This window comes from Oscillibacter valericigenes, from assembly GCF_016902445.1.
Taxonomy (GTDB): Bacteria; Bacillota; Clostridia; order Oscillospirales; family Oscillospiraceae; genus Oscillibacter; species Oscillibacter avistercoris.
Genome location: NZ_JACSNX010000003.1, coordinates 43859 through 56484 on the forward strand (window position 1 = coordinate 43859; position 12626 = coordinate 56484).

Consider the following 12626-nt stretch of genomic DNA (forward strand, 5'->3'; position numbering starts at 1 on the left):
AGGAATTAGGAATTTTTGTGTCCGGCGGAGCCGGACGAACTGGAAATCGCCGCCGCGGGCGGCTCATCAATTCCTCATTCCTAATTGCAATCACTTACCACTCAATCTCCTCCACCGGCGTGGGGGAGGGATTGCGGTCGATGCGGTCCACCCGGCCGTTTTTCACGTGGATGACCTTGTCCGCCATGGGGGCGATGGCGGTGTTGTGGGTGATGACGATGACGGTCATGCCCTGCTGCCGGCAGGTGTCCTGCAGCAGCTTCAGGATGGATTTTCCGGTGACGTAGTCCAGCGCGCCGGTGGGCTCATCGCACAGCAGCAGCTTGGGATTCTTGGCCAGGGCCCGCGCAATGGCCACCCGCTGCTGCTCGCCGCCGGAGAGCTGGGCCGGGAAGTTGTTCAGCCGGTCTCCCAGACCCACGTGGCGCAGTACATCTCCCGCGTCCAGAGGGTCCTTGCAGATCTGGGCGGCCAGCTCCACGTTCTCCAGGGCCGTCAGATTCTGCACCAGGTTGTAGAACTGGAACACAAAGCCGATGTCGTAGCGGCGGTAGGTGGTCAGCTGACGGCTGCTGTAGCTGCTGACCGGGCTGCCGTCCACGGTGATGGTGCCCTCGTCGCAGGCGTCCATGCCCCCCAGAATGTTCAGCACCGTGGTCTTGCCGGCGCCGGAGGGCCCCACGATGATGACGAACTCCCCCTTGTCGATGTCGAAGGAGATGTGGTCGGCGGCGGTGATCGTCACCTCGCCCATCTGATAGCGCTTGACCACTTGGTCCAGGGAAATGTATGCCATAGGTGCGCCTCCTGCCTGTCATTTCCGATAAAAAACAGATGTTGATTATCACGCATATGTCTATTATAATAGAGACATCCCAAGATGCAATCGGCAAATCAGGACAGATTTGTGCAAAAACGGACACAGGCGGGCGGATGTGTTGAGGATCGCCTCAAGACGCCATAAAAAATCCAAGGGGAGGGATCCCGATGGAGCGCAGGGATCAGGACCGGCGGGTGCGCAGGACCCGGAAACAGCTGCAGACGGCACTGGCGGCACTGATGCGGGAGAAGGATCTGAAGGACATCACCGTCCGGGAGCTGACGGAACTGGCGGACGTGAACCGCGGGACCTTCTACGCCCACTACAAGGACCTTTACGATATGCGGAATCAGGTGGAGCAGGAGCTGTTCCGGCAGCTGACGGAGGTGCTGTCCGCCTACGATGCGGAGAGCATCCGGGGGGACCTGAAGCCGGTCCTGACGGCTGTATTCGCCTTTGTGCAGGACAACCGGGAGCTGTTTGCCACCATTCTGGGCCGCGGGGGAGAGGAGCTGTTCTTCAGCCGCCTGCAGAAATTGATCTATGAGATGTACCTGGGCGAGTGGAATGGCTTCTATGATCTCGGCAGCGCAGCCGGGACCAATTATTATCTGGAGTTTGTGGTGTGCGGTGTGGTGGGCCTGGTCCGTGCCTGGGTGCGGAACGGCATGGCAGAGAAGGCGCAGACCATGGCCGCCCTGGCAGAGCAGATGATCGTCAGCGGACTGCCGCACAGGGATACGGAGAAGTGAAAAGTACGTTTCCTTTTCCGGCTCAAGCCGCTGGCCCGCTGAAAGTACAGGCACCCCGCAGCCCAAAGGGCTGCGGGGTGCCTGCATGAGTCCCGCTCAGCTGTCCGGCTGAGCGGCCAGATAATCCACGAACTGCCGGGCTGCCCGGCCGGAGAAGCCGCCGCGGCGGACCTCCCAGGCGTTGGCGCGGGACAGCAGCTTTTTGCTGTCCATGGTGATCCCGGCCCTGCGGGCCAGGGTCAGAACGATCTCCTGGTATTCTTTGGGCGTGGGGGCGCCGAAATTGATGGAAACGCCGAACCGGGCCGCGAGAGAGAGCTTTTCCTCCACGGTGTCGGAACGGTGGATGTCTCCGTGGTGCTCCATATCCGTGCGGTCGTTCCAGGTCTCCCGAATCAGGTGCCGGCGGTTGGAGGTGGCGTAGATCAGCACATTGTCCGGCCGGGTCTCCACGCCGCCCTCGATGACCGCTTTGAGGAACTTGTACTCCACCTCATTTTCTTCAAAGGACAGGTCGTCGATGAAAATGATGAAGCGGTAGTTCCGGTTTTTTACCCGGGCCAGGATGGCGGAGAGATCCCCGAACTGGTGCTTGTAGATCTCGATCATCCGCAGGCCCCGGTCAAAGTACTCATTGATGAGGGCCTTGACAGAGGTGGACTTGCCGGTGCCGGCATCGCCGTAGAGCAGCACGTTGTTGGCGGCCCGGCCCTCCAGGAACGCCTCGGTGTTCCGGCGCAGCTCCTGCTTCTGCTTTTCGTACCCCAGAAGATCCTCCAGCATCACATGATCGACATTGCTGATGGGCAGGAAGTCCACCGGCCTGCCCGTCTGCCGGTCGATGCGGAAGGCCCGATTCATGGCAAAGACGCCGTAGCCATACTGGCGGTAATAGTCTGTGGTCAGGCGGAACATCTCGTCTCCGTCCGCGGCGTCGGCCAGCTTTTGACGGAGGGACTGTACCTGCTGGCTCACATCCCGGTTGTACATCCGTTCCCGCTTGGGGATGGCCCGGTAGCTGCAGATGGTGGAGAAGCAGTCGATGCCAAGGGCCTGCTCCACCGGGCCGAAGTCATAGTGGAACAGCCGGTGGAACACGGCAAAGTCGCCCCTTGCAAAGTGGTTGACGCTGCCCTCCTGGACGCCGGTCCGCTCACAGGTACGGGTGAAGGAGTTCTCATTGGTCATCAGCAGCCAGGTGAGATAGCACTGCCACAGATCACAGTCAAAGCCGCAGTCAGTACCCAGGTCCAGCAGACGCTTGACCTGGGCATGGATGCGCCCCGCCAGCCGGTCCCGGTCATAGCCGCCCCGGTCCAGCTCCCGGAAGATCTCCGCCAGGCGTGTCAGAATGGCATCCTCGCCCAGATCGCTGTACAGCACCAGCTGTGAAAGTTCCCGATACATTTGAACCATCCTCTCCAGCCGTCCCGGGCCGCAGGCCCGGGGCGGCTTTGTTGTCGCTTATTCCAGCACGGCACCCCGGTCGGCGGAGGATACCATTTTGGCGTACCGGGCCAGATAGCCGGTCTTGATCCTGGGCTCCGGGCAGACCCACTTGGCCTTCCGGGCGGCCAGCTCCTCGTCGGACACTTTCAGGGTGATGGAGTGGCTGGGGATGTCGATGGCGATCAGGTCGCCCTCCTCCACCAGGCCGATGGGGCCGCCGGAGGCCGCCTCGGGGGACACATGGCCGATGGAGGCCCCCCGGGTGGCGCCGGAGAAGCGGCCGTCGGTGATGAGGGCCACGTCCTTGTCCAGCCCCATGCCCGCGATGGCGGAGGTGGGGTTGAGCATCTCCCGCATGCCGGGGCCGCCCTTGGGTCCCTCATAGCGGATGACCACCACGTCGCCCGCCACAATCTTGCCGGCGTAGATGGCCTGGATGGCGTCGTCCTCACAGTCGAACACCCGGGCAGGGCCCTCGTGGACCATCATCTCGGGGGCCACGGCGGACTGCTTCACCACGCAGCCGTCGGGGGCCAGGTTGCCCTTGAGCACCGCAATGCCGCCGGTCTTGGAGTAGGGATTGTCGATGGGGCGGATGATCTCGGGGTTCCGGTTGACCACACCCCCCAGGTTCTCGGCCACCGTCTTGCCGGTGCAGGTCATCAGGCTGGTATCCAGCAGACCGGCCTCGGCCAGCTCGGCCATGACGGCGTACACGCCGCCGGCCCGCTCCAGGTCCTCCATATAGGTATCTCCCGCCGGGGCCAGGTGACACAGGTTGGGCGTTTTCAGGGAGATCTCATTGGCCATGTCGAAGGACAGCTCGATGCCGCACTCGTGGGCGATGGCGGGCAGGTGGAGCATGGTGTTGGTGGAGCAGCCCAGGGCCATGTCCACCGTCTCCGCGTTGTGGAAGGCGGCCTCGGTCATAATGTCCCGGGGGCGGATGTTTTTCTCCACCAGTTCCATGATCTGCATGCCCGCGTGCTTGGCCAGACGGAGCCGGGCGGACCACACGGCGGGGATGGTGCCGTTGCCCCGTAAACCCATGCCGATGGCCTCGGTGAGGCAGTTCATGGAGTTGGCGGTGTACATGCCGGAGCAGGAGCCGCAGGTGGGGCAGGCGTTGTTCTCGTACTCCTCCAGACCGGCCTCGTCCAGCTTGCCGGCGTAGTAGGAACCCACCGCCTCAAACATGTGGGAGAGGCAGGTGCGGCGTCCGTCGTTCATGGTGCCCGCCATCATGGGCCCGCCGGAGACGAAGATGGTGGGGATGTTCACCCGGGCGGCGGCCATGAGCAGGCCGGGCACGTTCTTGTCGCAGTTGGGGATCATCACCAGGCCGTCAAACTGGTGGGCCATGGCCATGGCCTCGGTGGAGTCAGCGATCAGGTCCCGGGTGACCAGGGAGTACTTCATACCCACGTGGCCCATGGCGATGCCGTCGCACACGGCGATGGCGGGGAACTCCACCGGGGTGCCGCCGGCGGCACGGACGCCGGCCTTTACCGCCTCGGCGATCTTGTCCAGGTTCATGTGGCCGGGGACGATCTCATTGTAGGAACAGACCACGCCGATGAGGGGACGCTCCAGCTCCTCCTTGGTGTAGCCCAGGGCGTAGAGCAGGGAGCGGTTGGGGGCGGCAGGCACGCCCTTTTTGATCACATCGCTTCGCATTGGAAAAAGCCTCCTTTGTCGTTGTCAGGGAAAGCGTGACAGGGGGAGGCGGCCCTCCCCCTGGGCTTCAGTCAGTTGGAAGCGGTGTCCAGGTCGGTGTCCTCGCCCCAGAGCATGTTGCGGCGCAGCTCGGCGCCCACGGTCTCCATGGGGTGCTTGGCCAGCTGGGCCCGCTTGGCGTTGAAGAAGGTGCGGCCGTTCTTGTTCTCGGCGATCCACTTGCCGGCAAACACGCCGTCCTGGATGTCCCGCAGCACGGCCTTCATGTTCTTCTTGGTCTCCTCATAGGGCAGGACCCGGGAGCCGGACACGTACTCGCCGAACTCGGCAGTGTCGGAGATGGAGTAGTTCATGGCCGCCACGCCGCCCTTGTTGATCAGGTCGATGATGAGCTTCATCTCGTGGATGCACTCAAAATAGGCGTTCTCCGGGGCGTAGCCGGCCTCCACCAGCGTCTCGAAGCCCAGCTTCATCAGCTCCACCACGCCGCCGCAGAGGACGGCCTGCTCGCCGAAGAGGTCGGTCTCCGTCTCATCCTGGAAGGTGGTCTCCATCACGCCGCCCCGGGCGCCGCCGATGCCGGCGGCGTAGGCCAGGCCGATGTCATAGGCCTTGCCGGTGGCGTTCTGCTCCACCGCCAGCAGGCAGGGCACGCCCTTGCCGTTCACATAGGTGGACCGGACCGTGTGGCCGGGACCCTTGGGAGCGATCATCAGCACATCCACGTCGGCGGGAGGAACGATCTGCTTGAAATGGATGTTGAAGCCGTGGGCGAACATCAGGGCGTTGCCGGCCTCCAGATTGGGGGCGATGTCCGCCTGGTACACAGCGGCCTGGACCTCATCGTTGACCAGCATCATGATGACGTCGCCCCACTTGGCGGCCTCCGCCACGGTCTTGACCTGGAGGCCGGCGGCCTCTGCCTCGGCCCAGTGACGGCTGCCCTGGCGCAGGCCCACGCACACGTCGCAGCCGGATTCCTTCAGGTTCAGGGCGTGGGCGTGGCCCTGGGAGCCGTAGCCGATGATGGTGATCTTCTTACCGTCCAGCTTGGCCAGGTCGCAGTCCTTCTCATAATACATTTTTGCCATAGTCGTATTCCTCCCGTAATTTGCTGTTGTCGTATATCGTGCTACGCCCTCGTTCGATGGCGATAGTACCGGTTTTGGCGATCTCCAGGATGCCGAAATCCTCCAGCATGTTGATGAGCGCCTCGTTTTTGCTGGCGCTGCCGAAGACCCAGATGGTCAGGGCCTCCCGGCTGACGTCGATGACCTTGGCCCGGAAGATGCTCACCAGCTGGATGATCTCATCCCGGGAAGAGTGGTCGGCGGCGCTGACCTTGATGAGGGCAATCTCCCGGCGGATGCAGGTGTCCTCATCCAGGATCTTCACCGCCTTCACCGGCAGCAGCTTGCGGCACTGGGCGGCGATCTGCTCGATCATCAGCTCGTCCGCCAGGATCTCGATGGAGATGCGGGTGATGCCGGGGCGGTCCGTGGCACCGGAGACGATGGATTCGATGTTGTATCCCTTCCGGGAGAAGAGACGGGCCACCTGGCTCAGTACGCCGGGCACGTCCTCCACCAGGATGCAGAGGGTGTAGAGCTTGCGGGTGCTGTCAAATTCTCGTTTCACGTCGTTGCCTCCTTCAGCAGGAAGTCGGTGATGGGAGCGCCCGCCGCCACCATGGGACGGACCATCTCATCAATGTCCAGTTGGCAGTCAATAATGGCGCCGCAGCCGGCGTCCAGAGCGGCGGCCAGCGCCTGCTCCACCTCGGCACGGGTGGTGGCCCGGAAGCCCTTGAGGCCATAGGCCTCCGCCAGCCTGACGAAGTCCGGTCCCCGGTCCAGGGTGGTGGCGGAGTAGCGCCCGCCGTAGATCAGGCTCTGCCACTGGCGGACCATGCCCAGCGTGCCGTTGTTGAAGATCACGGAGACGATGGGCAGGCCGTAGTACTGGACCGTGGCCAGCTCATTGCAGTTCATGCGGAACCCGCCGTCGCCGGTGATGTGGATGACCCGCTTGTCCGGGTTGCCCAGCTGGGCGCCGATGGCGGCCCCCAGGCCGAAGCCCATGGTGCCGAATCCGCCGGAGGTCAGCAGCTGGCCGGGATAGCGGAAGTGGAGGTACTTGATGGCCCACATCTGGTTCTGGCCCACGTCGGTGGCCACGATGGTCTCCGGCGGTGTCTGATACTGGATCACGTCCAGGATCTGCTGGGGGGTGAGCTGGGCGCTGTCCCCGGCGGTGGAGGGGGCACGCATGGGCAGGATATGCTGCTTCCAGGCCGCGTGATGGTACTGGGGCAGGCGCTCGTTCAGCATGGACAGCACCCTTCTGGCGGAGCCGATGATGTGGTGGTCTGTCAGCACGTTCTTGTCGATCTCCGCCCGGTCGATGTCGATCTGGACGATCTTGGCCTGGGCGGCAAAGGAGGCGGGATCGGAGGCCACCCGGTCGGAGAACCGGCAGCCCACGGCGATCAGCAGGTCACATTCGGAGGTAGCCACGTTGGAGGCCTGGGAGCCGTGCATGCCGATCATGCCGGTGGTCAGGGGATGGGCACCGGGAAATCCGCCCCCGCCCATGACGGTGATGGCCACCGGGGCGTCCAGCTTCTCGGCAAACTCCCGGAACTCCTTGTGTGCCCGGCCCCGGACCACACCGCCGCCGCAGATCAGGAACGGCCGCTCCGCGTGGCGGATCATCTCCAGCAGCTTGTCCACGTCCTGCCGGTCCGGCTCCGGGTTCTTCAGGCTGTGGCTGGCGTTCAGGCTGCGGATGCTCTCACAGCCACGGTTCTTCTGCCAGGGGATGAACTCGTACTCCACCATCTGGTCCGGGGCGGTGACGTTTTTCAGAAAGTCGATCAGCACCGGGCCGGGCCGGCCGGTGGCCGCCACGGCGAAGGCCTGCCGCATCACGTCCGGGATCTTGTCCGCCGAGCGGACGAGGAAGGTGGCCTTGGTGATGGGCATGGCGATGCCGGTGGCGTCCACCTCCTGAAAGGCGTCCCGGCCCAGCAGGTTCTCCCCCACGTTGCAGGTGATGAACACCACGGGGGAGGAGTCCAGGTGGGCGGTGGCGATGCCGGTGGTCAGGTTGGTGGTGCCGGGGCCGGAGGTGGCGAAGCACACACCCACCTTTCCGGTGGAGCGGGCATAGCCGTCTGCGGCGTGGGCGGCGCCCTGCTCGTGGGCGGTCAGAATGTGGCGGATCCTGCCCTGATACCGGTACAATTCGTCATAGATGTTCAGGATGGTGCCGCCGGGATAGCCGAAGACAGTGTCCACCTCCTGTTCCAGCAGACATTCCAGGATGGCCTGGGTGGCGCGGATCTTCAATCTGCATTCCTCCTTCTCTCATTGCGTCTTCGGACGCGCATGGCCCGCAGGACAGCCCTGCTGCCGGGGGCGCCGGCATAAAAGAAGACGCCTGTGCCCCTTGTGTCGGGTCACAGACGCCTCAAAAGTTTCAGATCCTTTTAGACCGCTGCTCTGCGGGATACGGAAATGACGTTCCGGCTCTGCGCATGACCAAACACACTATTCTCTTCCGGCGTAATAATCGCCACCAGAATCAGAATAATGCTGATAATAATCATGCTAATGTTGATCAGAGCAAACATCATTGGGAAAGTTCCTCCGCCTATCGTTCCGCAGGCTGTGCGGGATCTTGGTCTTCATTATATCGTTGCCAGCCTGCCTGCGCAATGAAAAATTTGAAGCGTTCAGTCTTTTTATGGACTTCCACAAAAATGCGGAGAAAACGTCGGAAAAAACCGGTCAATGTGCAAGAGGATCCGAAGACCGGCGGCCGGCGGCAGAAGCAAACTCACCAAAAGATCGGAAAATGCTTGGGGAAATAGACGAAGGAGGAGAGACCAGGCACAGGAGGAGACTGTGCTTTTTACACAATCAGGGACTTCCCAAGGAGGTAATTTTTTGTTATAATACAGATACAGAGAGACGCTCGCTCAAAAATGCTGCGGAACGCAGCCATATCCAGCTGTTTGCCGGTTCAGAAGATCCCCTCAGCAGGCATCAGAAGCTTGACAGATTTCCAGAATTTTGACGGGAGGGTGCGTCATGGATACCTATCTGGCCAGCGTGATCGAAAACGTGCGGAAGAAACACAGCCACGAACCGGAATTCGTTCAGACCGTGGAGGAGGTGCTCTCATCCCTGGAGCCGGTGATCGCAAGGCATCCGGAGTATGAGCGGGTGGATCTGCTGAACCGGCTGGTGGAGCCGGAGCGGATGTTCACCTTCCGGGTGACTTGGGAGGATGACCGGGGCCGGTGGCACACCAACACGGGCTACCGCTGTCAGTTCAACGGGGCTCTGGGCCCTTACAAGGGCGGCATCCGGTTCCAGGCCAACGTGTACCCGGGGATCATCAAATTCCTGGGGTTCGAGCAGATCTTCAAGAACAGCCTGACGGGACTGCCCATCGGCGGCGGCAAGGGCGGCGCGGACTTCGACCCAGCCGGCAAGTCCGAGGCGGAGATCATGCGGTTCTGTCAGTCCTTCATGCAGGCGCTGTACCGCTACATCGGGCCGGATATTGACGTGCCGGCCGGCGACATGGGCGTGGGCGGCCGGGAGATCGGCTATCTCTTCGGCGAGTATCGGCGGCTGAAGGGCGTGTTTGAAAACGGCGTCCTCACCGGCAAGGGATTTTCCTACGGCGGAAGCCGCATCCGGCCGGAGGCCACGGGCTTCGGCTCGGTGTACTACCTCCAGAACGTGCTGGCCCACGAGGGGGAGGACATCGCCGGCAAGACCATCGCCTGCGCCGGCTTCGGCAATGTGACCTGGGGCATCTGCCGCAAGGCCACGGAGCTTGGGGCGAAAGTCGTCACGCTCTCCGGCCCGGACGGCTATGTCTATGACCCGGACGGCGTGGTGACGGACGAGAAGATCGCCTATCTGGTGGAGATGCGCGCCAGCGGCCGCAACCGGGTGCAGGACTATGCGGACCGGTTCGGCGCGGCCTTCTTCCCGGGGGAGAAGCCCTGGGGCGTGAAGGCGGATGTGGTGATGCCCTCCGCCATGCAGAACGACGTACATCTGGATTCCGCCAGGCGGATCGCCGCCAACGGCGTGAAGTACTATATCGAGGTGGCCAATATGCCCACCACCAACGACGCACTGAAGTTCCTGATGGAGCAGCCGGGGATGATCGTGGCGCCCAGCAAGGCGGTGAACGCCGGCGGCGTGGCCACCAGCGCCCTGGAGATGGCCCAGAACAGCGAACGGCTGGTGTGGACCGCGGAGGAGGTGGACGCCCAGCTCCACCGGATCATGGATACCATCTATCAGATGAGCGTGGACGCGGCAGAGGAATACGGCCTGGGCTATGACCTGGTGGCGGGGGCCAACATTGCCGGCTTCCGCCGGGTGGCGGAGGCCATGATGGAGCAGGGCGTCTTCTGACGCCGGCCTGGGATCTTGAAAAACGGGGCACACATGCGGGGCCCGCCGGGAGGTGCGGGCCCTATGCATTTTTGCTAGGATCATTCACAAATGAGGGGAGACTTTATGGAGCAGAATCTGGAGAGAGCGGAGGCAATTATCGACGCCTACGGCTGCGAGCAGAGCAACCTGATCGCCATCATGCAGGAGATCCAGGGGGAGTACAAGTACCTCAGCGAAGGCGCCCTGACCCTGATCGCGGAAAAGCTGGGGATCAGCACCGCCAAGGTCTACAGCGTGGCTACCTTTTACGAGAACTTCTCGCTGGAGGCAAAGGGACGGCACATCATCAAGGTGTGCACCGGCACGGCCTGCCATGTGCGCAAATCCGGGCCCATCTATGACGCGCTGCGGGATGCACTGGGTCTGACCGGCAAGAAAAAGACGTCCGCGGATGGACTGTTCACCCTGGAGACCGTGGCCTGCCTTGGCGCCTGCGGCCTGGCCCCGGTGATGACCATTGACGGAGAGGTCCACTCCAAAATGACGCCGGAGGCGGCTCTGGCGCTGGTGGAGGAGATCCGGAAGAAGGAGGGTGCCGCACAATGACACATGCAAAGATGACGCGGGACAGCTTCCATGTGTTCCAGGCCAACGCCCGGAACGCCCTGAAGCAGAGCGAGCAGGTGCCCTCCGTGCTGATCTGTGCCGGGACCGGCTGCATCGCCGGCGGCGCCATGAAGATCTACGACAACCTGAAGGCGGAGTGCGAGCAGCGGGGGCTGAAGGTCTACGTGGGCCTGAAGCACGACACGGACGAGGAGAAGAGCCTCCACGTGAAGATGAGCGGCTGCCACGGCTTCTGTGAGATGGGCCCCCTGGTCCACATCGAGCCGCTGGGCGTCATGTACATCCATGTGAAGCCCGAGGACTGCCACGAGATCCTGGAAAAGACTGTGTTGGGCGGGGAGATCATCGACCGGCTGGTGTATCATCTGGACGGCGTGGCCTATCCACGGCAGGCGGATATTCCCTTCTACAAGAAGCAGCACCGGGTGGTGCTGGAGAACTGCGGCAGCAGCGACGCCGAGGACATTGAGGAGTATATCGCCAAGGGCGGCTACGCCGGCTTTGAGAAGGCTCTGTTTGAGATGACCGGCGAGGAGATCTGCAAGGACATCATCGACTCCGGCCTCCGGGGCCGGGGCGGCGGCGGATTCCCCGCCGGCCGGAAGTGGGACGGTGCCCGGCGGCAGAAGTCCGAAAAGAAGTACATCGTCTGCAACGGCGATGAGGGCGACCCCGGCGCGTTCATGGACCGCTCCATCATGGAGGGCAACCCCCACAGCGTGCTGGAGGGCATGATGATCGCCGGCCGCGCGGTAGGCAGCGATGAGGGCTATATCTACGTCCGGGCGGAGTACCCCCTGGCGGTGAGCCGCCTGAAGGCCGCCATCGCCAAGGCGGAGGAGTACGGTCTGCTGGGCGACCACATCATGGGCAGCGACTTCTCCTTCCGCATCCATGTGAATCGCGGCGCCGGCGCCTTTGTCTGCGGCGAGGGCAGCGCCCTGACGGCCTCCATCGAGGGCAACCGGGGCATGCCACGGGTCAAGCCGCCCCGGACCATTGAACACGGCCTGTGGGCGGAGCCCACCGTGCTGAACAATGTGGAGACCTTTGCCAATGTGCCCCTCATCATCCGCAGGGGCGTGGACTGGTACCGGTCCATCGGCACCAAGACCAGCCCCGGCACCAAGGCCTTCGCCCTGACAGGCAACGTGGTGAACACCGGCCTCATCGAGGTGCCCATGGGCACCACCATCCGGGAGGTGGTGTTCGACATCGGCGGCGGCATCCGGAACGGCAAGAAGTTCAAGGCCGTCCAGATCGGCGGCCCCTCCGGCGGCGCCACCACCGCAAGCAAAGAACACCTGGACCTGCCTCTGGATTTCGACAGCCTGAAGAGTATCGGCGCCATGATCGGCTCCGGCGGCCTGGTGGTGATGGACGAGGACACCTGCATGGTGGAGACGGCCCGCTTCTTCATGGAGTTCACCCAGAAGGAGTCCTGCGGCAAGTGCGTGCCCTGCCGGGAGGGGACCAAGCGGATGCTGGAGATCCTGGACCGGATCATCGCCAACCAGGGCACGCTGGAGGACCTGGACCTGCTGGAGGAGCTGGCGGACACCATCAGCAAGACGGCCCTGTGCGGCCTGGGACAGAGCGCCTGCAAGCCAGTCCAGAGCACGCTGAAGTATTTCCGGGAGGAGTATCTGGCCCACGTGGTGGACCACCACTGTCCCATCTGCAACCGGGAGAAGCCCCACCCCACCATCGATGCGGAGAAGTGCAAGGGCTGCGGCAAGTGCCGGAAGAACTGCCCCATGGAGGCCATCACCGGCGCGCCCAAGCAGGTCCATGTCATCGATCCGGAGAAGTGCATCAACTGCGGCGCCTGTGTGGACAACTGCCCCTTCGGCGCCATCACGGCCAGCAAGTGAG

General features: G+C 63.1%; 12 protein-coding genes. 5 read left to right on the forward strand and 7 right to left on the reverse strand.

Annotated features, from left to right (window positions below):
- Nucleotides 1-94 precede the first annotated feature (94 nt).
- Nucleotides 95-796, reverse strand: a complete 702-nt coding sequence (locus H9X91_RS03740; RefSeq protein WP_204802662.1) for an ABC transporter ATP-binding protein — start codon at nucleotides 794-796, stop codon at nucleotides 95-97.
- 191 nt (nucleotides 797-987) lie between these two features.
- Here H9X91_RS03740 and H9X91_RS03745 point away from each other — a divergent pair, with 191 nt between their 5' ends.
- Entirely contained in the window at nucleotides 988-1572 is a 585-nt protein-coding gene (locus H9X91_RS03745) for a TetR/AcrR family transcriptional regulator (RefSeq protein ID WP_204802664.1), read from the forward strand.
- 96 nt (nucleotides 1573-1668) lie between these two features.
- Here H9X91_RS03745 and H9X91_RS03750 read toward each other — a convergent pair whose 3' ends face one another.
- The 6 genes from H9X91_RS03750 to H9X91_RS03775 all read right to left on the reverse strand — a co-directional run bounded on the left by H9X91_RS03750 (nucleotide 1669) and on the right by H9X91_RS03775 (nucleotide 8335).
- Nucleotides 1669-2979 carry an ATP-binding protein gene (locus H9X91_RS03750; RefSeq protein ID WP_204802666.1) on the reverse strand — a complete coding sequence of 437 codons (1311 nt, stop codon included), beginning with the start codon at nucleotides 2977-2979 and terminating at the stop codon, nucleotides 1669-1671.
- A gap of 57 nt (nucleotides 2980-3036) precedes the next feature.
- Nucleotides 3037-4698, reverse strand: coding sequence for a dihydroxy-acid dehydratase (gene ilvD / locus H9X91_RS03755; RefSeq protein WP_204802668.1), 1662 nt, complete (start codon nucleotides 4696-4698; stop codon nucleotides 3037-3039).
- Nucleotides 4699-4769: 71 nt separating this feature from the next.
- Complete coding sequence (gene ilvC / locus H9X91_RS03760; protein WP_204802670.1) at nucleotides 4770-5789, reverse strand: ketol-acid reductoisomerase; 1020 nt, start codon at nucleotides 5787-5789, stop codon at nucleotides 4770-4772.
- Nucleotides 5770-6336 (reverse strand): acetolactate synthase small subunit, encoded by a 567-nt coding sequence (gene ilvN, locus H9X91_RS03765; protein WP_204802672.1) that lies wholly within the window; start codon nucleotides 6334-6336, stop codon nucleotides 5770-5772. Before ilvN ends, ilvC begins: the two co-directional genes overlap by 20 nt.
- Complete coding sequence (gene ilvB / locus H9X91_RS03770) at nucleotides 6333-8048, reverse strand: biosynthetic-type acetolactate synthase large subunit (RefSeq protein ID WP_204802674.1); 1716 nt, start codon at nucleotides 8046-8048, stop codon at nucleotides 6333-6335. The genes ilvN and ilvB overlap by 4 nt, the downstream gene beginning before the upstream one ends.
- 140 nt (nucleotides 8049-8188) lie before the next feature.
- Entirely contained in the window at nucleotides 8189-8335 is a 147-nt protein-coding gene (locus H9X91_RS03775) for a hypothetical protein (RefSeq protein ID WP_204802676.1), read from the reverse strand.
- Between H9X91_RS03775 and H9X91_RS03780 the strand changes: the two genes are divergently transcribed.
- The 4 genes from H9X91_RS03780 (at nucleotide 8335) to H9X91_RS03795 (ending at nucleotide 12625) form a co-directional block, all read left to right on the forward strand.
- Complete coding sequence (locus tag H9X91_RS03780; protein WP_204802678.1) at nucleotides 8335-8778, forward strand: hypothetical protein; 444 nt, start codon at nucleotides 8335-8337, stop codon at nucleotides 8776-8778. The genes H9X91_RS03775 and H9X91_RS03780 overlap by 1 nt on opposite strands.
- Nucleotides 8779-8792: 14 nt before the next feature.
- The gene (gene gdhA / locus H9X91_RS03785) at nucleotides 8793-10142 is read left to right on the forward strand and encodes an NADP-specific glutamate dehydrogenase (RefSeq protein WP_204802680.1); all 1350 of its coding nucleotides are present in this window, start codon (nucleotides 8793-8795) and stop codon (nucleotides 10140-10142) included.
- A gap of 105 nt (nucleotides 10143-10247) precedes the next feature.
- Nucleotides 10248-10730, forward strand: coding sequence for an NADH-quinone oxidoreductase subunit NuoE family protein (locus H9X91_RS03790; RefSeq protein ID WP_204802682.1), 483 nt, complete (start codon nucleotides 10248-10250; stop codon nucleotides 10728-10730).
- 11 nt (nucleotides 10731-10741) lie between these two features.
- Nucleotides 10742-12625 carry a (2Fe-2S) ferredoxin domain-containing protein gene (locus tag H9X91_RS03795; RefSeq protein ID WP_204802955.1) on the forward strand — a complete coding sequence of 628 codons (1884 nt, stop codon included), beginning with the start codon at nucleotides 10742-10744 and terminating at the stop codon, nucleotides 12623-12625.
- Nucleotide 12626: the final 1 nt, after the last annotated feature.

Coding starts and splice junctions, on each gene's coding strand:
- H9X91_RS03750 (WP_204802666.1), bottom strand. CDS start 2,979: ATGTATCGGGAACTTTCACAGCTGGTGCTGTACAGCGATCTGGGCGAG.
- H9X91_RS03775 (WP_204802676.1), bottom strand. CDS start 8,335: ATGATGTTTGCTCTGATCAACATTAGCATGATTATTATCAGCATTATT.
- H9X91_RS03740 (WP_204802662.1), bottom strand. CDS start 796: ATGGCATACATTTCCCTGGACCAAGTGGTCAAGCGCTATCAGATGGGC.
- gdhA (WP_204802680.1), top strand. CDS start 8,793: ATGGATACCTATCTGGCCAGCGTGATCGAAAACGTGCGGAAGAAACAC.
- H9X91_RS03795 (WP_204802955.1), top strand. CDS start 10,742: ATGACGCGGGACAGCTTCCATGTGTTCCAGGCCAACGCCCGGAACGCC.
- H9X91_RS03745 (WP_204802664.1), top strand. CDS start 988: ATGGAGCGCAGGGATCAGGACCGGCGGGTGCGCAGGACCCGGAAACAG.
- ilvD (WP_204802668.1), bottom strand. CDS start 4,698: ATGCGAAGCGATGTGATCAAAAAGGGCGTGCCTGCCGCCCCCAACCGC.
- H9X91_RS03790 (WP_204802682.1), top strand. CDS start 10,248: ATGGAGCAGAATCTGGAGAGAGCGGAGGCAATTATCGACGCCTACGGC.
- ilvC (WP_204802670.1), bottom strand. CDS start 5,789: ATGGCAAAAATGTATTATGAGAAGGACTGCGACCTGGCCAAGCTGGAC.